This window comes from Methylophaga sp. UBA2012, assembly GCF_002335235.1.
GTDB lineage: Bacteria > Pseudomonadota > Gammaproteobacteria > Nitrosococcales > Methylophagaceae > Methylophaga > Methylophaga thalassica.
The window spans coordinates 229,508-251,585 of sequence record NZ_DDCG01000001.1; the positions used below are offsets into that span (position 1 = coordinate 229,508).

The 22,078-nt window shown below is 43.6% G+C and carries 17 protein-coding genes and 1 pseudogene; 14 read left to right on the plus strand and 4 right to left on the minus strand.

All coding sequences use genetic code 11. The features are described from left to right. Window positions 1-87 precede the first annotated feature (87 nt). The 4 genes from B2248_RS01075 (at window position 88) to B2248_RS01090 (ending at window position 6,609) form a co-directional block, all read left to right on the plus strand. Window positions 88-3,501 (plus strand): hybrid sensor histidine kinase/response regulator, encoded by a 3,414-nt coding sequence (locus tag B2248_RS01075; RefSeq protein WP_273181538.1) that lies wholly within the window; start codon window positions 88-90, stop codon window positions 3,499-3,501. Continuing rightward, on the plus strand, window positions 3,494-4,435 hold the full coding sequence (locus tag B2248_RS01080; RefSeq protein WP_273181536.1) for a response regulator transcription factor: 942 nt from the start codon (window positions 3,494-3,496) through the stop codon (window positions 4,433-4,435). The genes B2248_RS01075 and B2248_RS01080 overlap by 8 nt, the downstream gene beginning before the upstream one ends. Before the next feature lie 232 nt (window positions 4,436-4,667). Beyond that, a complete protein-coding gene (locus tag B2248_RS01085) occupies window positions 4,668-5,744 on the plus strand; it encodes an NAD(P)-dependent alcohol dehydrogenase (RefSeq protein ID WP_273181534.1) in 1,077 nt (358 codons plus the stop codon). A gap of 85 nt (window positions 5,745-5,829) precedes the next feature. Beyond that, window positions 5,830-6,609: an RMD1 family protein gene (locus B2248_RS01090; RefSeq protein WP_007145289.1), complete on the plus strand. Its 780-nt coding sequence runs from the start codon at window positions 5,830-5,832 to the stop codon at window positions 6,607-6,609. Between the two features lie 42 nt (window positions 6,610-6,651). On the opposite strand, the gene B2248_RS01095 is transcribed toward B2248_RS01090, so the two are convergent. Then, window positions 6,652-8,268, minus strand: a complete 1,617-nt coding sequence (locus B2248_RS01095) for a methyl-accepting chemotaxis protein (protein ID WP_273181532.1) — start codon at window positions 8,266-8,268, stop codon at window positions 6,652-6,654. 179 nt (window positions 8,269-8,447) lie between these two features. Here B2248_RS01095 and ahr point away from each other — a divergent pair, with 179 nt between their 5' ends. The 3 genes and pseudogenes from ahr (at window position 8,448) to fae (ending at window position 10,155) form a co-directional block, all read left to right on the plus strand. Beyond that, on the plus strand, window positions 8,448-9,446 hold the full coding sequence (gene ahr, locus B2248_RS01100; protein ID WP_273181528.1) for an NADPH-dependent aldehyde reductase Ahr: 999 nt from the start codon (window positions 8,448-8,450) through the stop codon (window positions 9,444-9,446). Window positions 9,447-9,517: 71 nt separating this feature from the next. Continuing rightward, window positions 9,518-9,571, plus strand: a pseudogene (locus B2248_RS14755) (AgrD family cyclic lactone autoinducer peptide); the annotation flags it as partial. A 32-nt stretch (window positions 9,572-9,603) separates the two neighbouring features. Further along, entirely contained in the window at window positions 9,604-10,155 is a 552-nt protein-coding gene (fae, locus tag B2248_RS01105; RefSeq protein WP_273181526.1) for a formaldehyde-activating enzyme, read from the plus strand. A gap of 55 nt (window positions 10,156-10,210) precedes the next feature. On the opposite strand, the gene B2248_RS01110 is transcribed toward fae, so the two are convergent. Both B2248_RS01110 and B2248_RS01115 read right to left on the minus strand, forming a co-directional pair. Further along, complete coding sequence (locus B2248_RS01110) at window positions 10,211-10,453, minus strand: hypothetical protein (RefSeq protein WP_273181523.1); 243 nt, start codon at window positions 10,451-10,453, stop codon at window positions 10,211-10,213. 32 nt (window positions 10,454-10,485) lie between these two features. Then, window positions 10,486-11,499 (minus strand): catalase family peroxidase, encoded by a 1,014-nt coding sequence (locus tag B2248_RS01115; protein ID WP_273181521.1) that lies wholly within the window; start codon window positions 11,497-11,499, stop codon window positions 10,486-10,488. A gap of 151 nt (window positions 11,500-11,650) precedes the next feature. Between B2248_RS01115 and B2248_RS01120 the strand changes: the two genes are divergently transcribed. Continuing rightward, the gene (locus tag B2248_RS01120; protein WP_007145283.1) at window positions 11,651-12,961 is read left to right on the plus strand and encodes a sensor domain-containing protein; all 1,311 of its coding nucleotides are present in this window, start codon (window positions 11,651-11,653) and stop codon (window positions 12,959-12,961) included. A gap of 152 nt (window positions 12,962-13,113) precedes the next feature. After that, the gene (locus B2248_RS01125; protein WP_007145282.1) at window positions 13,114-14,076 is read left to right on the plus strand and encodes a hypothetical protein; all 963 of its coding nucleotides are present in this window, start codon (window positions 13,114-13,116) and stop codon (window positions 14,074-14,076) included. A gap of 49 nt (window positions 14,077-14,125) precedes the next feature. Here the strand turns inward: B2248_RS01125 and B2248_RS01130 are convergent, their stop codons facing one another. Further along, a complete protein-coding gene (locus B2248_RS01130; RefSeq protein WP_273181518.1) occupies window positions 14,126-14,992 on the minus strand; it encodes an alpha/beta hydrolase in 867 nt (288 codons plus the stop codon). A 119-nt stretch (window positions 14,993-15,111) separates the two neighbouring features. Here B2248_RS01130 and B2248_RS01135 point away from each other — a divergent pair, with 119 nt between their 5' ends. The 5 genes from B2248_RS01135 to B2248_RS01155 all read left to right on the plus strand — a co-directional run bounded on the left by B2248_RS01135 (window position 15,112) and on the right by B2248_RS01155 (window position 22,052). Continuing rightward, window positions 15,112-15,402 carry a hypothetical protein gene (locus B2248_RS01135; protein ID WP_273181516.1) on the plus strand — a complete coding sequence of 97 codons (291 nt, stop codon included), beginning with the start codon at window positions 15,112-15,114 and terminating at the stop codon, window positions 15,400-15,402. A 67-nt stretch (window positions 15,403-15,469) separates the two neighbouring features. Then, window positions 15,470-16,777, plus strand: coding sequence for a TolC family protein (locus B2248_RS01140; RefSeq protein ID WP_273181514.1), 1,308 nt, complete (start codon window positions 15,470-15,472; stop codon window positions 16,775-16,777). Next, window positions 16,770-17,702, plus strand: coding sequence for an efflux RND transporter periplasmic adaptor subunit (locus B2248_RS01145; RefSeq protein ID WP_273181511.1), 933 nt, complete (start codon window positions 16,770-16,772; stop codon window positions 17,700-17,702). The genes B2248_RS01140 and B2248_RS01145 overlap by 8 nt, the downstream gene beginning before the upstream one ends. Window positions 17,703-17,717: 15 nt before the next feature. Then, a complete protein-coding gene (locus B2248_RS01150; RefSeq protein ID WP_273181508.1) occupies window positions 17,718-20,825 on the plus strand; it encodes an efflux RND transporter permease subunit in 3,108 nt (1,035 codons plus the stop codon). Between the two features lie 444 nt (window positions 20,826-21,269). Further along, complete coding sequence (locus B2248_RS01155; RefSeq protein ID WP_273181506.1) at window positions 21,270-22,052, plus strand: hypothetical protein; 783 nt, start codon at window positions 21,270-21,272, stop codon at window positions 22,050-22,052. Window positions 22,053-22,078: the final 26 nt, after the last annotated feature.

The window sequence follows — 22,078 nt, forward strand, 5'->3', positions numbered from 1 at the left end:
AGTTAAGATGTTGAATCGTTTGTTGTACCAAGTTGCTGTTTGTTTAACGGACAGGCAAAAGCATCTTCCCAACGTCAGGATAAGAATTTGACACCGAATGATGCCATAACTCCTTCTTCTGAAAGTGAAGCACCACAACGTATTGTCAAAATACGTCGGGATTACAATACCTGGGTTGCCAATGAAACACTGGAAGACTACGCCCTAAGATTTACGCCAAATTCATTTAGAAAATGGCCGATTTTTCGTGTCTCCAATACCGCTTTGGGCGCAATATCGTTTCTGGTTTTAGAAGCTATAGGCGGCACCATCGCCGTCAACTACGGATTTACCAATGCCTTTTGGGCGATCTTAACCGTTAGTTTAATTATCTTTTTAACCAGCCTGCCGATTAGCCACTATGCTGCTAAATATGGTCTGGATATGGACTTGCTGACGCGTGGTGCGGGCTTTGGTTATATCGGATCGACGATTTCTTCGTTTGTCTATGCCACGTTCACCTTTATATTGTTTGCGCTCGAAGCGGTGATCATGGCGTATGCGCTGAGTTTATATTTCACCATACCGCTTTATGTCAGTTATCTCATTTGTGCTGTAGTGGTGATTCCATTAGTCACGCATGGAGTGACCTTAATCAGTCGTATTCAGATGCTGACCCAGCCCTTGTGGCTGTTTATGATGATATTGCCATTGGTGTTTATCTTTATTAAACAACCCGATGCGTTTAGCGGTCTGATTAATTTTGCCGGTGAGTCCGGCTATGACAGTGACTTTAATATCTATATGTTTGGCACGGCTGTGGCGATTGCTATGGCATTAATCCCACAAGTTGGTGAGCAAGTCGACTTCTTGCGTTTTATGCCAGAACGTACCAGTAAAAATAATCTGAAATGGCATTTGGGCGTATTAATGGCCGGTCCAGGCTGGATTTCCATGGGCATGGCAAAAATGTTTATCGGCGCATTATTGGCTTATCTGGCATTAATGGCGGGAATGAGCGTTGAGCAAGCCATCAATCCAACCCATATGTATTACGTGGGCTTTAGTTATGTTTTCTCTAATCCGGATGTGCTGCTGGCCGTTACCGTGTTTTTTGTGGTGCTGTCACAAATTAAAATCAATATCACTAATGCCTATGCTGGATCATTAGCCTGGTCCAACTTTTTTGCTCGTTTGACCCATAGTCATCCCGGTCGTGTGGTGTGGTTATTATTTAATGTATTGATCGCCACCATGCTGATGTTGTTGGATGTATTCCAGGCGCTGGAACAGATTCTGGGCTTGTATTCCAATATCGCGATTTCGTGGATTACTGCTGTTGTTGCTGATCTGGTTATTAATAAGCCGCTTGGATTAAGCCCGAAAGGTGTCGAGTTTCGTCGTGCTTATTTATATGACATTAATCCGGTAGGCGTTGGGGCGATGGGCATTGCCTCACTGCTTTCTGTAACCGCTTTTCTGGGTGTGTTTGGGCTGGAAGCGCAGGCATTTTCTTCATTTATCGCCATGTTTACTGCCTTGGTTGCTTCACCATTGATTGCCTGGTTTACCAAGGGAAAATATTATCTCGCCCGACAACCTTTTAAATTTCATCCAAGCAAAACCAAAGAAACCTGCAGTATTTGTGGCCGTGATTATGAAATTCAGGACGTGGCTTATTGTCCTGCCTATCAAGGGCCGATTTGCTCTCTATGCTGCTGTCTGGATGCTCGCTGTAATGATGCTTGTAAACCACATGGACGTTTGACGTCACAATGGGAAGCCATTATTAGTAAAGTCTTGCCAAAAGCGTTGTCAGGCAATATTCATAGTGGTGTCGGACATTATTTATTATTGATGTCACTGACGGTACTAATCCTGGCCTCAATCTTCGGCTTGATCTATGTACATATCTCACTCACGGTCACTGAATATTCAGCGCATATCATGCCAGCGATACAGCTTGGTTTTATCAAAGCGTTTTCCGCCCTGGTATTAGTCAGTGGCATTATTGTCTGGTGGCTGGTGCTGACATCACAAAGCCGGAATGTAGCTCAGCAGGAATCAAATAATCAGAATAATTTATTACAGCGTGAGATTATTCTGCATAAACAAACGGACGCCGAGCTACAACAGGCACGCGTGGTGGCTGAGCAGGCCAATCAGGCGAAAAGTCGTTATATCACGGGTATTAGTCATGAGTTACGTACACCGCTGAACAGCATTTTGGGTTATGCCCAGTTACTTGATAATAATGCCGATATTGTCGACAGTAATAAACACGCTACAAAAGTGATTTTACGCAGTGGTGAGCATTTATTGTCATTGATTGAAGGCACGCTTGATATTGCCCGTATTGAAAGTGGCAAGTTGCAGTTTGATATTAAATCTTTACGGTTTCCTGAATATATTCAACAGATTGTCAGCATGTTTGAAATTCAGGCGAAGAATAAAGGATTGTATTTTAACTACCATATTCCAGCGGATTTACCACCAGTGGTTCGTGCCGATCACAAACGTTTAAGCCAGATCTTAATCAATATTATCGGTAATGCGGTGAAATATACCCGTGAGGGTGGTATTGATATCCGGTTTCGTTATGCTCGTGAATTCTTGTCAATTGAGGTGGCGGATACCGGACCCGGTATTGACGAAAAAGATATTGAAAATATCTTCCAGCCCTTTGTCAGAGGCAATACTGCTACAGGTGTCGGTGGAACGGGGCTGGGTCTGACGATTTGTAAATTATTAACTCAATTAATGGGCGGCGTGTTAGATCTGGAAAGTAAAGTGGGTGAGGGCACCACATTTTACATTAGGTTATTTTTACCTTCTGTGCGTCTTGATGAAGCCTTACCATCGTTGGCACTGCGTATGCCTGTGGGCTACAAGGGACGTCGACGTAAACTGCTCGTGGTGGATAATGAACCTATCGACAGAGAATTATTAATCAATGTACTGGAGCCTTTAGGCTTTGACGTCAGAGAAGCAGCGTCAGGCCCAGAATGTTTACGTATTTATCCTGACTTCAAACCTGATATTATTTTCATGGATCTGGCGATGCCGGAAATGGATGGTTGGGAAACCTGTCATCTGATTCGAAACGTACATCAGTCTGATGTCCACATATGTATCATTTCTGCTAATGCCTTTGACCGAAATCTGGAAAATTCCTCCGGTATTTTACCGAGTGACTTTGTCCTCAAACCGGTTAATTTAATGGAGCTTATCAACTGGATTGGTGAACGACTGAACTTAGAGTGGATACAAGCAGAGGATGAACGGTCTGAGATAAAACAGATCACAGACAGCCAACAACCACTGCCTGAAAAACAGGTGCTTGAATCCCTGCTTGAAATGCTGGATCTCGGCTATATCATGGGGCTAAAAGAAATCATTGATGAGCTTGATTCGCAAGGGACGGTGAGTAAGTCGTTTATTAGTGAAATGCGTCGAATGGCAGAATCATTCCAACTGGAGAATATGAAACAATTTATCAAAGAGAAACTGCAAAATGACTGAGGCAAATCAAAATGCTGTGGTGCTGGTCGTCGATGATGCGCCTGAAACACTAGCACTTTTACATGCTTCTCTTGTGGAGTCCGGTTATACCGTTCTGGTAGCCAATAATGGAAAAGATGCCATTCGAATCTGTAATGAGGCTTATCCGGATATTGTATTACTTGATGCTGTGATGCCTGAACTTGGCGGATTCGATGTGTGTCGCCGATTAAAGCAGGATATCAATACTCGCCATATTCCGGTGATTTTTATGACTGGTCTTACCGAGTCTGAAGATGTCGTCGCTGGATTTTCTGCCGGTGGCATTGATTATGTCACCAAACCCTTAAGTCCAATTGAAGTCATTGCCCGGTTAAATACCCATCTGAAAAATTCTAGAATGATGAGTCATACCCAAGGGGCGCTTGATGCCTTCGGTCAGGCGGCTATTGCTGTGCTTCCAGGTACCGATAAAATTATCTGGCAAACGCCGTTGGCCCGTGATCTGGTAGAAAAATATCTTAATGATAAAGAGGATGGGGGAACCCATGCTGAGCAATTACAGCAATGGATTCAACAATTAAGTGAAGGCGGTAAAAAACGGTTACGACCACTGATGATTAACCATCCAACAGGACGGTTAATTTTTACCCCAGCCGATATTCGTAATGATGAGCAATGGCTTATCTTGTTACGAGAAGAGTCAGAAGCCGCTCAGGTCGAAGCCTTAAAAGCCGTCTTTAATCTGACCAAGCGTGAGGCTGAGGTATTACACTGGGTCATTTTAGGGAAAACCGATAAAAGTATTGGGGAAATTCTTGGTACCAGTCCCAGAACAGTGAATAAACATATGGAACATGTGTTTGTGAAGCTGGGCGTTGAGACCCGAACGGCTGCCGCCTCATTAGCTGTTACCAAGCTGCACACCTTAAGCGGTCATGCTAACGATACTTAAAAGCAAAACACGGGAATGCCGTCAGCTGTGACGTAATAGTGACCGGCGCCTTATAGGCGTTTTTCATTTTCCATGGCCATACTTCCATCATACCGAGCTACAAAACAGGTATTTTTCTCTGCTTGAATTTAACTAAAGCTGACTTGATCCAGGTCATAACGCAATGTATTTCAAAATGTTACTGTATTAATGACTCAGTAATCATAATGCAGCGAATGCAAGGAGCATTGATATGACGGGAATGATGAAAGCAGCCGCCTTTATTGAAAAAGGCCGTATTGAAATTGTTGAGAAACCGATTCCTGATATTGGTGATAACGACGCCCTGATCCGCATCACCACGACCACGATCTGTGGTACTGATGTTCACATTCTGAAAGGGGAATATCCCGTCGAGCAGGGATTAACTATCGGTCATGAACCCGTGGGTATTATCGAGAAACTGGGTAAAAATGTACAAGACTATAAAGAAGGTCAGCGCGTTATTGCCGGGGCAATATGCCCGAGTTTCCATTCTTACGCCTGTCAGGACGGATTGCCAGCTCAGGATGGCGGTTGCCATAGTCATGGTTATAAACCCATGGGTGGCTGGCGTTTTGGTAATACTATTGATGGCGCACAAGCTGAGTTTTTAGTGGTGCCGGATGCACAGGCCAATTTAGCACCCGTGCCCTATGGCTTAACTGATGAACAAGTTTTGATGTGCCCTGACATCATGTCGACAGGTTTTGCAGGGGCTGAATCTGCAAACATAAAAATTGGTGATATTGTGGCGGTGTTTGCCCAAGGACCGATTGGTTTGTGTGCGACAGCAGGCGCGAGATTAAAAGGGGCCAGCCTGATAATTGCGATTGATGGTATTGATGAACGATTATCTTATGCCAGGCAGTTAGGAGCGGACATCACGCTGGACTACCGTAAAGTCGATATCATTTCAGAAATCATGAAAATTACGGGTGGGCGTGGTGTGGATGCGGTGATTGAAGCCCTGGGAACACAACAAACCTTTGAGTCAGCCTTACGCGTATTAAAACCGGGCGGGACATTGTCCAGTTTAGGTGTGTATTCAACCGATTTAACAATTCCACTTGATGCCTTCAGTGCGGGCCTGGGTGACCATAAAATCATCACCAGTTTATGTCCTGGGGGTAAAGAGCGTATGCGACGCCTGATGAGTGTGATTGAATCAAATCGGGTTAACCTACAGGATATGGTGACGCACCGTTATAAACTGGATGATATCGTTGATGCTTATGACCTGTTTTCTCATCAGCGGGATGGGGTATTAAAAGTGGCGATAACAATGTGATTTTTCGTTAATTAATACACAGTTTTTACTATCCAAAACAAGCGTTTCAGCGTAGAGTACGCCTAACTTTTTTAGGGGTAGAGTGATGACGCAGTTTGCTACAACATTGATCGAGTCTTTAGCGATTGGTCGGTCATTTGTTTTACCGGATTTAGAGCAGTTTGTTAATGACAATTACCGCTGTATTCGTCTGCATGATGCAATGCAACTTGAGCTTGACTCCGGCGAAGCCTTTCTATTTGATTATGGTGTGGTGGTGTTTTGGGGCGTTACTGAAAACACCAAGCAATCCTTACTGACAAAAATTCAGACATTTGTTCTTGATTCAAAAATCATCCCCGACTTTGAGCAATATGCTTTTGATAGTCATACTGACACGATCAAAATGCATGCTGATAAAATCAGTTTTGCAAACGAAGACAGTATGGAACGCCTGGCCGTGTCACATGCACTCGCTCAGTCTGTCAAATTGGCTGAATTTGAACGACTGGCGCAGGAAGTGATTCAAGCTCATGCTCATATTCCGGTCTCATTAGCCAAAACCGGTAAAGTGGCGATGAGCAGAAAAGCCATTGCCAAGTCACGCGGTGTGTTGTTTGGTGCTCGTGGCGATATTCTGTTGAACTATAGTTTATTGGATACGCCGGAATTTTTCTGGGATTATCCTGAGCTTGAACCTTTATATACTATGGTTTCACGCTATCTGGACGTGGTTGCCCGAATTAATGTGTTAAATAAAAAGCTGGAAAGCATTCATGAGTTACTGGATATGCTGGCCAATGAGCAGAATCATAAACATTCATCGACCTTAGAGTGGATAATTATTATCCTGATCGCACTGGAAATCGTGCTGTTTTTGCATTAAAAAAGAGCCAGATCGATAGCGATCTGACTCTTTAGAACAGGTCTATACTTTAAAACGTCCCATAAGATTCATCATATTTTCAGAGAAGTTGGTGATTTTTTTCGATATCTCATCACCTGTTTTTGACACTTGTTGGGCTGATTCAGTTTGTTGATTCAAGCCATGCAGGTTTTTACTGATATCTTCAGCAACAGCAGTTTGTTCTTCTGTTGCTGCAGCCGTTTGAATTGCCATATCGTTAACACGGCGAGATGATGCCCTGATTTCATCAAACACAGTAGACGCTTCCTGGAAAGTATTAGCGGTTTTATCCACATCCGTTTTACCCTGCGTGATGGCTGAAGATGACTGGCTGACCGAGTTTTGCAGCTGTGTAATAATCTGGCTGATATCATCCGTGCTTTGCTGGGTTCTTGTTGCCAAAGAACGTACTTCATCAGCAACAACGGCAAAACCACGGCCATGATCACCCGCGCGGGCAGCTTCAATGGCTGCATTCAGTGCTAATAGATTCGTTTGCTCAGCGACTGAGCTAATGACTTCTAATACCGATAAAATACTGGTGGAGTTTTGTTCGAGTTGTTGAGAGCAGTTGAGGACAATATCCATGTCTTTGATAAGCTCTGAAATACATTTATTCGATTCTTCAACAACATGTATGCCTTTTACAGCCAGTTGTGATGTTTGATCGGCTTCTGAGGCTGAGTTGGTCGCCACATTCGACATTTCTTTATTAGCCAGCGTCATTTCATGCACAGCACTGACAATCGACTCAGTAGATAAATTCAAGGTTTCATTAATACTTTTTGTTTTGTTAGACGAATCAGCCAATTGCACTGTGAGAGAGCTGAGTCCTTTGACGTTATCCAATGTGGTTTTGATTAAATCCTGTAACTTTTCAACAAATCGGTTGAAAGATTGTGCCAACTCGCCGAACTCATCTTTTGAGCTGGTATCCAGGCGGGCAGTTAAATCGCCATCACCTGAGGCGATCATATCAATGCGTTTGATGAGATCGTTTATGTCAGAAGTGAGTTTTTTGGGTACCGTGTAACTGAAGTATAGTGCAACAACGATAATTGCTAGTACAACGATGATAGTGACGGTCATACTGCGCTTCAGGTCGCTTTTTAGTTGTGTGTCTAAAACGTGAAATTTATTCAGTAACACTTCGCCTTTTTTATCCAATATGGAACGTAGGTTCTGGAACGCTTCTTCTTCCTGCTGAGCTAATTCTTGTTGATTGGAGGCTGTTGATTCGTTCACCATTCTTTCAGTGGCGATGTTCCAGTTTTTAAAGGCTTCTTCAAAGGCTTCCTTACCATTAGAAACATCAGGATAGATTTTTGTGTAGTCTAAAAACTGTTCGTATCGTTGACGAGCTTGTTGAATATTTTCCTGCCAGACTTTAGTTTCTTCTGCTTTATCGCCTCGATCGGTAAGAATATTAATTGAAGCGATTTTTGCTTGATGTAAGTCCCGGTCTGCATTAAGAATCTTCTCATTTGCAGGCATAAATAATTCAGTCTGTAATTCTATTGCGTGATTTTGTTTACTCATCATCCATAAAAACATGGCAATGACAACAACGATCGTTAACCCCATCACGACTACGGGTATGGAGCTTTTTGTTCTAATGCTTTGCAGGTTTATATTCATTTTTTTCTACCTAGTAACGACAGAGCCATACAGGATATCGGCCCGATTTAGTTGAGGTTTAATCAAAGTTAAAGAAACCTTATAACCGACAAAATATTGCCATTATGAGATAAGTATTACCCGATAAACTTTTAGACTATAGCGATGTTGTATTACATTTCTGATAAAAGGACCGATTGATGATCAATGCATACGCCGCTATGAGCGCAGGTGAGGAGCTCAAACCTTATACATTTGACCCAGGCACATTGGGACAAAATGAAGTAGAAATTACCGTTAAGTACTGTGGTATTTGTCATAGTGATATCAGCATGATTGATAATGATTGGGGAATGTCTTCATACCCATTAGTCGCCGGCCATGAAGTGGTAGGCGTGATTAATGCTGTTGGCAGCGAAGTCACACAATTCAGCGTTGGGCAATCGGTCGGCTTAGGTTGGTATGCCGATTATTGTGAATCCTGTGAACAGTGTCATAACGGCGATGAAAACCTGTGTTCTAACTTGACCGGTACGATTGTCAGTCATCACGGTGGTTTTGCTGATAAAGTCAGAGCTAATGCTAACAGTGTGATTGCCTTACCAGCGAGTATGGATCTGGAATCTGTCGGGCCTTTACTGTGCGGTGGCGTTACTGTCTTCAACCCACTGGTTCAATTTGGCATTAAACCAACGGATAAAGTCGCTGTTATTGGTATTGGCGGTCTTGGTCACATTGCTCTACAGTTTCTCAATGCCTGGGGCTGCGAAGTCACTGCTTTCACCAGTGAAACTAAATTACAGGAAGCGCTCGATATGGGGGCACATTTCAGCGTCGATTCCAGGGACGAGGCAGCGATGTCTTTATTGCCGAGAAAGTTCGATATGATTTTATCGACGGTGAATGTCAAATTAGATTGGAATCTATATCTCAGTAAATTAAAACCCAAAGGCAGACTTCACTTTGTTGGTGCCACGCTTGAGCCATTAGATTTGAAGGTATTTAATTTAACGGAAGCGCAGCGCAGTGTATCTGGTTCAGATACCGGCAGCATGCAAACCAGCAGTATGATGCTGGAGTTTGCTCAACGTCATGGCGTAAAACCGGTTATTGAACGCTATCCGTTTGAAAAAATTAATGAGGCGATCGAAAAGCTTCGTGAGGGTGATGTACGTTATCGGATTGTGCTGGAATATTGAGTCAGTCCCACTTATTTACGGTAGTTGAAATAGCCTGTTCAGATGGTTTTTGAGCAGGCTTATTTTTTTATGTTACCCAGAGCGTAAAAAACGCTTGTGGCTTGTTCTGGCATCAGCCTAAAATGGCGCACAAATTATCATCAATGGAGTTAATAATATGTCAGAACCCGTTTGGTTTAAAACCGCCGAAGCCACCGTTTTTGCCAGTGAAGATCAAGGCACAGATGCGATGCCTGAAATTTTGATTGGCAGCGTCAAAGGTCCAGCAGGTCATGCCTTTGCTAATTTAATGGGGCAAACAGAAGGCCACACGCGAATGTTTGCGATTCGTGCGACCAATCAACAAGTAAAACCAGCAACAATGATCGTACCGAAAGTCACTATCAAATCTAGCTCATATGTCGAGTTGTTTGGTGGTCCGGTACAATCTGCGGTGGCTGATGCCGTATTGGATAGCGTAATTGAAGGCGTTATTCCAAAAGAGCATGCAGAAGAATTATGTATCGTTGCCATGATCTGGATTTCACCCGATGCGGCTGCAAATCCAGATGTGGATCGTAAAGATTTATACCGTACTAACTATGAAGCAATGAAGTTAGCGATTAAACGCGCAATGTCAGGTTCCCCAACCATTGATGAATTGATTGCTAACCGCAACAGTATCCATCACGAAATGTATGATCCTGAAACGGGCGAGTCTCAGTGGTAAGTGACCAGCGGTCATAATAAAAAGCCAGACAAACGTCTGGCTTTTTTGTTTGTAGTCATTCAACCGGTATCAAGCCGGACTGGTTCCTATCCGGCAAGGTTATACGATGTTCATCACAGTGTTTAATAAGCATTTGTTCATACAACGGTGACCATCCGGCCCGGTTGCAATCATAACAACGTTGGCAAACAGATAAATGGTAGCGGGGAATATAATTTCCCTCATTACCTTGTCTGCCCACCCGAAATTCAGCATCACACATCTGACAGTGTGTGATTTCTTCAAATTCTTCGGCCATCAGCTTATCCTCTATTTTTTGAATGTATTTGCTTATTGGCCAGCAAGCCGACGGCCATAACTAATCGCGTAGGCTGAAGGACGGGCAAGTAAAATAGGGTCTTTACTGGCTTCTATACCATCTGTTAAGGCTAATGGGTTAAACATTGTTTGTTTGGCAAACTGTTCACCGTTGGGATCGATTGACTCAATGGTGAGTGTGCCCAATTTGACAAGTTGACGTGTCTCTGGCCAAACCATGGTCGGATCATTCACCTCATCGCCTTTTTCAGCGAGTTGTAACGCGAGAATGAATTCTGCTTTACTTTGTTTCAGACGCTGAGGTAATTCCTCAAATAGGTAATTATCACCGGCTGCAGCACGTTGTTCATCGGTTAAATATTCAGGGCCATTGACGGGAATAATCTGATAACGACCATAGTTAACCTCACCTTCTTTATTGGTGAACTTAAACGCATTGACCCCATAAAAGGGTTGGGTCGCAAAGCTAACGGGGGCTGGTTTTTCTATTTCTACAAAGGTTTTAGCTGCAGGATGACTGGCAAGAAACTGTGTAATCGGTTTGGGGGCAGGTGTATCCGGAGCTGATGCTGCAACAGCATTAAGTAAGCCTAAAAAATCTTCAGGCGTGGCTGCAGGGAAGCGATTAACAGAGATACTGACAATATCTGTATAGCTATTATCAGCAAGCTGAAAACGTATGGCGATACCTTTTGGAAATGAGCTCGGATTGGTATCGGCAATATCAGGAATACCGGTGGTGTTAGAAAACCGGATAGTCACCGGTGTGGATGCGGATTGCAAATGTTCAGCGGTGGAGACTGATGAAGCTTCAGAGCTGGGTGTGAATTCTCCTAAAACAACAATCCCCTTAGCATGGTTCTTTCTGATGCCTGGATGTGGACCGGCGATAGTACTTAATGTATCAACCAGTTGTTCAACGACTGGTTTATCAGTGTCATCATCTGCAAGGCTTGGGGAGACAGGAAAAAAGGCGAGAGAAGACATCAGGAGAGTATTCATAAAAAAACTGGATGAGGTAGCCATGAGTGTATTCCTAATAATAAGAAAAGTATGAAGACGCCAACAAAACTAACTTTGGTAAGACTACAAAAACATAATAATAATTCTGATAAGCATAGATATCACACACCAATAAGTCATAGAATAAGGTGAAGATAACATTGGATGTATACCCGTGAACCAAAAACGTCAAGATCACAGTATCAGCTTGTTCAAGGAAAATATTTATCAGTCCATCATTGATTCAAGTTTTGATGCCATTATCTGTAAAACATTAGATGGCATTGTATTGAGCTGGAATCCAGCGGCTGAGAGGATTTTTGGTTATACCGCTGATGAAATGATCGGCGAAAGTATGCTCAAAATTTTTCCTGAAAATAAACTTCGTGAGGAGGCTGAGATACTAGAAAAGTTAAGACGTGGTGAAGTGGTTGAACATTTTCAGACGGTTAGAAAACATAAAACGGGTCGGTTGATTGATATTTCAGTCACCATTTCGCCAGTGTTTGATGCCCTGGGTACTATCGTAGCAGCATCAAAAATTGCTCGTGATATCACCGAGCAAGTTGAAGCTATTCGATTAAGCCATGAATACCGAGCTATCGTTGAATCATCTGAAGATGCCATTTACAGTGTCTCGCTCGACGGCACAATTACCAGTTGGAATAACGGTGCTGAACATATCTTTGGTTTTAGTGCGAGTGATATTCTCGGTAAGTCAATATCTTTACTTTTTGATGATGACGATCAACAGGCAGATCATATTCTCAGAAAAATTAAGCATCACGAAAGTCTTGAGCACTACAAAACCACCAGGAAAAACAGAGATGGTTTAGTGATTAATGTGTCTGAGACAGTTTCACCCTTGCAAGATCAAACTGGCACAGTTATCGGTGGTTCTATCATTGCCAGAAATATTACCCACGATATGCAAGCACAGCAGCTTATCTGGAAACAGGCTAACTACGATAATCTAACAGGCTTAGCAAATAGAGATTTATTTTTGAAATCACTCTGCCATGAAATGGAGATGGTCAAAGAGTCTATTTCCCGTGATAATTTAGTCCTGTTATTTCTCGATTTGGATAACTTTAAAGACTTTAATGATAATTATGGTCATGATTTTGGCGATGAGGTATTGCGCCATGCTGCAGATGTTTTAACCAAAACATGTCGTAATGCTGACTTGATCGCTCGCTATGCCGGTGATGAATTTATTATATTGCTGTCCGGTGAGTTTCCACAAAAAGATCTCAAACGTTTTATGGACAGATTAATCAGTAAACTCAATGTGCCATATCCAATTAATGGTATCGATTGTCGTTTATCGGTAAGTATCGGTATCGTGCAGTATCCAAATGATGCTGATGAGATTTCAGATTTATTGAAAAAAGCCGATCAGGCCATGTATGCAGCAAAAGCGGCAGGTCGTAACCAATATCAATTTTATGTTGATGATCGTTCCACTACTATGTCGTTGGATTAATTACTAAACCGCGCATCGTGTTCTGCTTTACCCTTACTGCAGCAAATCGATTCAGAGATTTCACACCGATATTTCTATTGTTGTGCTAACAAGCGCTACAGTGAAATATCTAGTCTTATAAGCCACAAATTAAACCTCACACAAGGATTTTAATGAAACAAAAACAACTTATTATTGGCGGCCTGGTTGGACTGGCCGTTGTCTCCGGCTATTTTTACGCCGATCATGCCAAACATGAGTTTGTGAAAGAACGTATTGATACCGAGCTAACCATGATGGATGGTACCAGTCCGGTGAAGTATGGCGCACTTCAAACCTCTTTGTTTTCAAATGCAGTGACATTAAAAAATGTCACGATAGACATGTCTGGTCTGCAAAACTTAGCGGGCAATAATGCCGCTAATGTGGTGAGTATTGAATCAGTAACAGTCGATAGTGAGGTGGGATTATCCTCACTGGAATCATCCAAATTGCCCAGTCAGCTCGAAGTAACCTTAAGCGGTATAGCAACAGAAGTCGATTTCAAACTCTTAGCTGAGAATAGCGTTAAACCAGCTGAGAAGGTGGTCTATCAGACCATAAACACCTTAACAGATGGCAAGCCGACGACGGATTTTTATCTGGAATATGACTATTCACCAGCAAAAGGTAATTCACTGCCATTTGTCGACATCAAGTTAAAATCCGAACTGAACAAGGTGGCAGGGATGGAAGTGAAGGCGGAAATAGAAAATATGCCGCTCGATCCTGTTGTGTTGATGTTCGGTGGCATGCAACGAGCCCTCATTCATCACTTTGAACTGGTGGTAAAAGATAAAGGTAAAACAACGGATCTGCTAATAGAGAATATGGCAAAGCAGATGAATATGAGCGAAAAACAGTTTGAAGAGCAGCTGACTGATGAGCTGAAGAAGGACATCGAATATAGCCATCAAGCTATTGAGAAAATGTTTTACAGTGCGGTTGAAGACTTTGTTGATGATCGCCATGAATTCAAGATAGCACTGACTCCAAAAACACCGATGACGATTGAAGATATTCAGAAAGTCGCTTTATTTGCAGCAGATGAAGACGAGATTGAGCGTGAATTAAATCTCAAAATCAAAGGTAAATAGATATACGTCCAATGGTAAACATCGTGGTCAAAGCTGACGGCGATGTTTACTATTTTTTATCATTAGGTCGGCTTAGATGATCAGCCACAACAGGATCCAACCCAGACATAAATTTCTCGATGCTCTTGGTATATGCATTGTCCCTGCCGATTTCTTCTAAGGTTTCATTGTGGGTCATATCCATCTTAAGCAATTCCGCTTTACTGCCAGCATCATTCACTTTATCAACAAAGCGTGCTGAATTATCACAGGCATAGGGACGCTGCAGTGAACACACAATAAGCATGGGCAGGTCATTAGCATCCACATAATTTATCGGTGACGCCTTTTGCCAGTAGCCTGCCTGTCCTCCAAACGCTTTATCGTAAAACTCAACATGCTTATGTTGCATTAGCCAGACCAAATCCAGCACCTGACTATCAATAATCAAACTACCTAACCAGCGACGAAGTGAATTTTGTTGACTAAAGGCTTGGTTGGTTGTCAGTAAAGCGAGCAAATGCGCGCCAGCGGAATGACCCAGCAAGATACATTTATCCGCATCACCACCCCATGCGCCGGCCTGCTTTTGTATGGTTTTTAATGCCAAAGCAAGATCCTGGGCCTGTGTCACTGGGTCTACTTCAGGGACTAGACGGTAATTGGCCGAAACAATAATAAATCCTTGTTTGAGCCAGCGATCGATTTTGTTTTTGATTAACCCGGTGGCACGTTTATCCCCAAACTGCCAGGCTCCACCATGAATTAAAAATAAAATGGGCGCCTTGTCAGCATTGGCAGGTAAATAGATATCCATGGTTTGAAGTGGTGAGTCACCATAAGACAGATCACGAATCATCTTGATGGAATTGTCTGCTGATAACACTGCACCGTTCATTAGTAAAAGAAAAAATCCAAGCAGGATATTTAATTTCATCATCTTATCCTTCATCACATTGTTCAGCGTTTAATTCATTAAATTTGTTTCATCTGAACCCGGCTTTCAGTTATCCTAGCAGTCATGATGAACATCAGAGTTTTTTATACAGCTTAATTATGATGATGGTGCTGCAGTCCAGCATTGTCGCTGCTGATGTGCATCATATTATTTTTGACGAACAAGATAATCATAGTCTTATCGATCCCATTGCCGACGATAGTCCGGATTCTGTGCATATCGATGCCGACCATCATCAATGTGGTCATAGCCACTGTGTACACTTTGTTGCTGTGCCACATATGGTGAACTTATCCGTGTCTTCATTCAAAGACGCTTTTTTCAGTCGCTACCAATACACACCCATATCGGGCTCCATCAGCTCGATGTATCGCCCTCCAAAAGCCTGATCCTGATTTAACACCTTAGCTCATCACGTATTCGTGATGAAAGAGTATTTATTTCAGGATTCATATAATGAAACTCATTTATACAAATGGGCAAACGCCTTTACTGCGTGTGTGCCTTTATTGTGCTTTCAGTCTGTTGATGGTGTCGTTTCAGGCCCATGCCGCAACAAATGCTACATTGACATTAGCTGAAGCAATTAAAAAAACCTTAAATCAAAATCCTTCACTTAACGTCTTTCCAATTCGTGAACAAGGCCTGCAGGCTGAGCGTGAAACAGCCCAGCTATCACCAGCCTATCGTATAGGGGCTGAACTAGAAAACGTCGCTGGTACAGGTCAGCTAAGTGGCACTAAATCAGCAGAGCTGACGGTGTCTTTATCTTCTGTACTGGAGCTTGGCGGAAAAAAACAAGCCAGGGTCAATGTGGTTGATCAACAACTGGCTCTCAGCAAGATAAAAAAACAGATTGCTTCGCTTGATTTACTGAGTACGGTCACCAAAAACTATATTCAGTTATTGATCGATAAACAGCGCATACAGCTTGCTGAAGAAGAAGTATCACTTGCTCAAGCCACGGCTGACGAAGTGAATAAACGTGTCAGGGCAGCGATTGCCCCTAAGGCCGATTATGCCCGAGCGGTGGCTGCGGTTGAGCAGGCCAGGTTAAATGTTAAGCGCGTCGAGCAACGCATGCATGCTCACAAAATGGCATTGGCTAATTTATGGGGACAGATGCAGCCAGACTTTAATCAGGTTTCCGGTTCTTTGTTTGATTACGGTAGCAGTCGCTCATTTGAGTCACTGTTTGAGATGGTCAAGAATAATCCCTCGTTGGAATTTTTTGCTGCTGAAACACGCTTAAAGGAATCGGAAATCCGGTTGGCAAAAACCCAACAACACGCTGATATTGATTGGTCTGTTGGTATTCGACGCAATGCCGATATTGATGAATCAGCCCTGGTGGCCGGCTTTTCTGTCCCGTTATTTGCAGAAAAACGTGCTGAGTCAGCGGTGAAATCAGCTCTGGCAGCAAGAAATGAAATAAGCTATCGCCAACAAGACTTTCTGCTGCGTATACATACCCAACTGTATCAGGCTTATAGCGCAAGAGAACAGGCGATTAATGCAGCCACGACCTTGCAGCAATCCATCATTCCACAACTGACCGATGCCTTAACTCAGACCAAAACAGCTTACCAGCGAGGCCTGTATAGCTATCTCGATTTCCTCACCGCAAGACAAGAGTTGCTTAATGCCAAGCGTGCTCTTATAGAGGCGTCAGCGGATGCCTTATTACTGGCGGCAGAAATTGAACAACTCACAGCAGAGCCTTTGTTAATCGAACAAAATAATGAGGGTAACAGCCATGAATAAGCGATATATAAGCCTTGCTGATTTTCTCATGTTAATCGTATTTTTTATCTTGATGCTGATCTCAGTTAAGCCTGTTTTTGCCGATGAGCATAGCCACGAACATGACGAAAATCATGAGGAGGAAGCAGCACACATCTCCGAGGATACGGCAGCATTAAACGCCATCACTACGGCTGTTGTCAGTGGCGGTGATATCAGTAAAACAATCACCTTATATGGTGATGTGACTTTGTCGCCTGAGCATACCAGCCATGTGACTGCACGCTTTGCCGGACGTATCACCCGTGTGTATGTTGAGTATGGGGATACGGTGAAAAAAGGTCAGGTATTAGCCAGTGTAGAATCCAATAGCAGCTTGCAAACCTATAATGTCACCGCACCATTGTCTGGCAGCGTAATAGCAAAACATGCCAATGCCGGTGAAGTCGTTTCTGAGCAGACGCTGTTTACCATTACTGATACGTCTACTTTATGGGCTGAGCTCAAAGTGTTTCCTTCTCAGGCGAGTCTGATTAACTCAAAGCAGACGGTTGTTTTACAGAGTGATGATATGCAAACCCGTTCTGTCATTTCCCAGCTTTTGCCCAATACCAGTGGCGAGCCATTCAGAATTGCCAGGGTGAAATTCAAAAATCCTGATGACAACTGGTTTCCGGGCTTGCTGGTCGGTGCTCAAGTCCTCATTGATAAACGTGAAGTGAATCTAAGGGTACCGCTATCCGCTTTGCAGCAATATGAAAATAAAACCGTTGTTTTCATTAAAGAAGGGGACGTTTATAAACCACTCCCAGTAGCGCTGGGGATTCAGGACAATCAGTATGCCGAAGTGCTGGAAGGTTTGAATGCGGGTCAAGAAATAGTGACTGAAAACAGTTATCTGATAAAAGCCGATCTTGAAAAAGACGGCGCTGAGCACAGTCACTAAACTCAAGGAGACGTTATGATTGCTTCAATTTTACGTTTCTCTATTGAGCGACGTGGTCTTATATTGTCATTAATTATCTTACTAATGGCAGCTGGTGCTTGGAGTTACCAGCATTTACCTATTGATGCGGTACCGGATATCACCAATGTGCAGGTACAGATTAATACCAAAGCTGAGGGGTATTCGCCGTTAGAAACCGAGCAGCGTATTACCTACCCCGTTGAGCGTGCGCTGGCGGGTATTCCTCAGTTGTCGTATACACGATCGATTTCTCGTTATGGTCTATCGCAGGTCACCGTCGTATTTAAAGAGGGGACGGATTTATATTTCGCCCGAAATCTGCTAAATAACCGTCTGGCTAGTATCAAAAGTGAACTGCCTGATGGCTTGGAGCCCGAAATGGGGCCGATTGCCTCCGGATTGGGTGAGATTTTTGTTTATACCGTTTCTGCTCAACCAAAAGCCCGACAAGCCAATGGTCAACCCTATGATATGACGGCGTTACGTGAAATACAGGACTGGATTATTCAGCCCCGGTTAACGCGTGTACCAGGGATTACCGAGGTCAATACGATAGGCGGCTATGCTAAGCAATACCATATCCAACCTGATCCACAAAAAATGCTGGAGTTTGGTATCAGCTTTGGCGACATCCATCACGCATTAAAAGCAAACAATAGTAATCGTGGTGCCGGTTATATCGAGCGTTATGGACAGCAATTACTGGTGCGTTCTCCAGGACAGTTACAAACCATCGATGATATCGAGCAGGTCGTGGTGAAGCAGATGTCAGGCACGCCAATCAAGATTATGGATATTGCTGATGTAGCAATCGGTAAAACGCTAAGAACCGGCGCTGCTACCCAGAATGGTCAGGAAACGGTGATGGGCACGGCGATGATGCTGATAGGGGAGAACTCACGTGAGGTCGCCAAACGGGTTGCTGCTGAGTTAAACCAGATTCAGTTGACGCTACCTGACGGCGTTATTGCCGAAGCGGTATATGACAGAACTACACTAGTCGATAAAGCGATTGCCACCGTTCAGAAAAATTTATTGGAAGGCGCATTATTGGTCATTGTGGTGTTGTTTTTATTACTGGGTAACATTCGCGCTGCATTTATCACTGCCGCCGTGATTCCACTTGCCATGTTGGCAACCATAACTGGCATGGTTCAGGCTGGTATTTCTGCCAACCTGATGAGTCTGGGCGCACTGGATTTTGGCCTGATTGTCGATGGTGCAGTGATTATTGTGGAAAACAGTGTGCGGCGTTTATCACTGGCTCAGTCTGGTCGTGATGCAGTTTTACCATTAAATGAACGGCTGACGGTTGTGTTTGATGCGACCAATGAAGTAATTCGACCCAGCTTATTTGGCATGTTGATTATCACACTGGTTTACATCCCTTTATTCACTTTGACTGGGGTGGAAGGCAAGATGTTTGAACCCATGGCAGCGACAGTCGTACTGGCTTTGCTGGCAGCAATGATGATGTCTCTGACCATTGTGCCTGCCGCTGTGGCTGTGTTTATGAAAGGCAAAGTCAAAGAAAGTGAAAGTCTGATTATTTCTGCCAGCAAATCGATTTACCGGCCGCTGTTGATATGGAGTCTGAAGTTACGTTGGTTGGTGATAGTTGCTGCGTTTGTGTTGGTGGCCTGTTCACTCATGTTGGCATCAAAAATGGGTACAGAGTTTATTCCTCAGCTCAATGAAGGCGATATTGCCTTACATGCCTTACGTACCACCGGTACCAGTCTGCAGCAATCGATAGACATGCAGGAAGTACTGGAACAACGGCTGAAACAGTTTCCACAGGTGGATAAGGTCTACGCCAAAATCGGTACGCCTGAAGTAGCGACCGACCCTATGCCACCGAATGTGGCTGATACCTTTCTAATATTAAAGCCAAGAAAAGACTGGCCTAATCCGGCATTGCCAAAGTCAGCGCTTATAAAGCAAATCGAGACAGCTGTGAAGGACTTGCCTGGCAATAACTATGAATTCACCCAACCCATTGAGATGCGTTTTAACGAGTTGATCTCAGGTGTCAGGGCGGATGTGGCCATAAAAGTGTTTGGTGATGATCTGGAACAGCTTAAACAATCAGCACAATCGATTTTAACTATTATCAAAGAGATACCAGGCCAAGCGGATGCCAGACTGGAACAAGTCAGTGGTTTACCGATGGTCTCAGTAGAACCCAAACGCTTGGCGCTATCGCGTTATGGCCTCAGTGTGGATGACTTGCAGACTATGCTGTCCACAGCGATTGGTGGTCAGGATGCGGGGTTAATCTATGAAGGTGATCGACGCTTTAAACTGGTTATTCGATTAGCTGATGAACGCCGACAGGATATGGCGGCACTCTCTGAGTTACCCGTGTCTTTGCCTTCTGGTAGTTATGTGCCGTTATCGGAGATAGCAACCATTAAACTTGTTGATGTGCCAAGCCAAATCTCGCGTGAAAATGCGAAACGTCGTGTTGTGGTCACAGCCAATGTCAGAGATCGTGATCTGGGATCTTTTGTGCAGGAAGCTCAGCAAAAACTTGGTCAGCAACTGACATTACCTGATGGTTATTGGCTGGAGTTTGGTGGTACCTTTGAACAGCTAGCCTCAGCCAGTCAACGGCTGGCTATCGTAGTACCTGTCACCTTATTTGGCATTTTATTGTTATTGGTGACCATGCTGGGTTCTGTTAAGGATGCCGCTATTATCTTCACCGGAGTACCGTTGGCCTTAACCGGTGGCATTGTGGCTTTATTGTTAAGGGGTATGCCTCTATCGATTTCAGCGGCTGTCGGTTTTATTGCCCTGTCCGGTATTGCGGTATTAAATGGTCTGGTGATGTTGTCATTCATTCGTGATCATTGGCACCAAAACGGCGATCTCTATAAAGCGATTGTGGAGGGGGGGATGTTACGATTGCGTCCGGTCATGATGACTGCTTTAGTTGCTAGTCTTGGTTTTGTTCCTATGGCACTGAATACGGGTACCGGTGCAGAGATACAACGACCATTAGCAACGGTAGTGATAGGCGGTATTGTGTCATCCACCTTACTTACCCTAATCGTGTTACCGGCTTTATATCTGCTGGTACATCATCGTAAAAACTAGATAAAAATAAAATCAGGGTTGTGATGGCAGCCCTGATGTTTATTGTGGGTAAAAGTACCGACTTTACAAAGCCAACGATCCTACTGTGTTACATAGCCACTGTGCGGTTAGCCATACTTATGTGGTACAGAGTCTACATTGTGTGCATATATGATTAGCTAGCCTGAGCCGAACAGAACGTGTGGTGGCGATGAGAATACGTGTGTTTTATTCAGCATACGTGGCACAGAAGGGCCAAAGTATGGAAATCTCGATGATGAGCACAATATCATGGCTGTCTTCACCATGAGTGAATTTGAAGGTTTGTATCAGGCACAATAATCCGCTTCATCACTGTAACGTTTTATGCCTATAACAGGGTTATGATACAAGGGATATTGTGTTTAACAATAAATTGCTTTATATCGTCAGCCCAGTCTTATAGATCCCATAGAGGAAAAGAATATGAAAACCTTCATCCCGTATTTTGCAGCTATATTGTTTAGCTGTTCTGCATTGGCAGATGATGTCGATATGGCCGGCTTACAGCTTGGCATGACGCTTGATGATGCAAAAAGTGCTCTGCTCAATTACGGTGTCAATGCCAGTGCGATTGAAGAAGAAAAGCAGTATTACACCTACAGTGATGGCGTGAAGACATATAAAACGCCAAGTTTTATTCATAGCTTATCTGCCAATATTGAGGAAACCGAGCAAGGTCAGCGTCGTGCAGATAGCTTTAAGTTGATATTTACGCCCTTACCAAAAGCAGGTCGTTTAGTTGCCATTTATCGTGTCTCTGAAAACCATGTCGATCCCGTCACGGTCGCTGATTATCGTCAATCACTTATTGAGCAATATGGTCAGCCCTTTGATAATGCCGGACCACTGGACTGGATTTTTCCGCAGGGCAAACTCAATTGTTTGGGCGCATCCAGTTCACAAATCACCCCACCACGGACATTGAATGCAGACACCATTATGGGACTGGTATTCAACAAAGAGGGTAGCCGTTATCAAGTGAATGATTTCAGAAACCCTGAAGTAAAAAGTCTGGATGAGTGTGCAAGCTGGATGAGCTTTCAATTTGGCACAATCGATGATCAACCCGCTACCAATATCACAGCAACGATGGTTGATGTGCCAGGTTGGGTTGAGGCGTATGAGGCTGCTATGGAGTGGGTAGGCGAGTTAAAGCAGGAAGCGCTTGATAAACGTAATGCGGGAAAAACAAGTCCACAATTATAGGCCTTGTGAAGCATTCACCTTGCCAG